The organism is Mycobacterium lehmannii, from assembly GCF_001499925.1.
Classification (GTDB): domain Bacteria; phylum Actinomycetota; class Actinomycetes; order Mycobacteriales; family Mycobacteriaceae; genus Mycobacterium; species Mycobacterium lehmannii.
Genome location: NZ_LQIR01000053.1, coordinates 1 through 1,835 on the forward strand (window position 1 = coordinate 1; position 1,835 = coordinate 1,835).

The window sequence follows — 1,835 nt, forward strand, 5'->3', positions numbered from 1 at the left end:
CAACAACTACACTGACCGCTGCTCACAGGTGAGGAATATCGGCGAGCACACCTGAGGACTTTCGATGAGCGCGATCAATGTGACCGTTCCAGCTCAATATCCATAGGTACTGCGGCGTCGATCAGGTCTTCCCGGCGGTCCATACCGCCTTGGCCCCCGCTGCCGCCACCGCCGGATGTTGGCCATCTGCTATTGCCACTAGTTCCTGCGAGGCCGCCCGTCCCGCCGCTACCGCAGGGGGACCGCTCGCGATCACCGCCGGCGCCTCGGCCACACCCAGCGCCGGAGGATCGGGGGGCAACGGCGGCAGCGGCGTGGCCGGCGCTGACGGCAGCAACGGTGGCGTTGCGGGGCGGTGGATTCCTCGGTTCTGCTGGAGCGGGCGGCCGCGACGGAAACGGTGGCGAAGGCGCCGCTGGCGGCGGCGGGACGACCTGATCTTCTCGGCATTCGCGGTCACGAGGTGAATACGGAGTCATCTTTCGGTGTCGCAGGATACGCACTGCCGGTGATCAACTCGCGGACTCTATATCCCAGTCTATGGGTTTGGGAAGCGCTACATAGCGATCGTGTCGGTGCCTTGGTGCCCGCCACCCGATTTAGAAGTGCGCATGTCAGCAAGACTCTGGCGCTTTCGGTAAGCAGATGAAGCTCTTCTGGGTCATACTTAATCTTCGGCTTGTGCTTGAGATCGCCATAGTGTTTCCAGAGTGCACGCGCCCACTTCTGTGGGTCGCCAACGAATGCGGTGAACTCACTTCCGATATGCCTCGCGAGCCTTTCTGCCTGGTTGTCTCTGTCGCTCTTTGGCTTAGCCCAAGCCACTTTGCCGCTCTTGTGATAGTTGACCCAGTACTCAATGGCGACGCAGATGTCCTGTAAAACGCTCTCAACAACCACAGATCGTGCGACTCGGTGGCGAGACGTAAGCGGCCCGACCGCGCGCGGGTGTAGATCTGCAAGCTTCACCCACCGCTTTAGGCCATCGACACCGCCAAGGGTCTCATAGCGGACCAACGGAAAAGAGGTGCTGTTAGGGGGAGACCCGACTGCTAGCGGCATCTCCATGAGCCGCTCAGACCAGAACTTCGCGTTGGAAGTTTCGTTCGGTCTTAAAAGATCAAGGCGCACGTAGCCGCCGTCGGCACGGACGAAGCCGTCCCAACATAGGTTGATCAGATTCTGGATCGATATGAGCACATTGATGTGGGTGCGCCAGTCCACGGGTGAGTTCGTGATAGATGCGATCGACAGCGGAGTGTAGGCACGTTGATCATCGGCGGGGCCGGTCACTTCGAAATGCGTTGACACAGAGATCATGTGGGACTTCGATAACTGGGCAGTCTGTTCCGGCGCTGCTTGGATTCTGGTGGTGATAACTGTTGGACGATTGTATTGGTCGTGTTCCGCCTCAGATTCCGACCCAGTGATGGACGACCAGTGTTGGAGTCCAGGGATATAGGCCGTCATCTCATACATCCGCGATGATTTGAGTTCATCGCCCCTGAAACCTACCGCGATCGCCTGGCAGAAGTACGTGCGGCTGGAAGCTTTTACACCGCCGATATTCACGCTGTCGCCGACACGACTGATGTCGAAAGCCAGCGTGCTGTGAATGGTGGTGACCGCCAGCAGACAGTCAGGTACGTGTTGTTGTTTCTGCAAGGCACCTAGGCCACCCCCTATTGGAAGAGGTCCAGGAACCGACACTTTAATTCGGTCGCCAGACTTGGCCAAATGCGCGGCAAACGCACGTTCTGAACCGCCCTGGTTCTGCCGGAGGCTCGATCTATTGGATTGCGACCAGGGGCTGGTCGCTCCGTTGGGCATCGTAG

Annotated in this window: 1 protein-coding gene; it reads right to left on the reverse strand. The window is 59.1% G+C overall.

Features of this window, described 5'->3' with window-relative positions:
* Positions 1-456: 456 nt before the first annotated feature.
* A partial coding sequence (locus tag AU192_RS25595; protein WP_207544970.1) for an ApeA N-terminal domain 1-containing protein occupies positions 457-1,835 on the reverse strand: 1,379 nt, incomplete at its 5' end.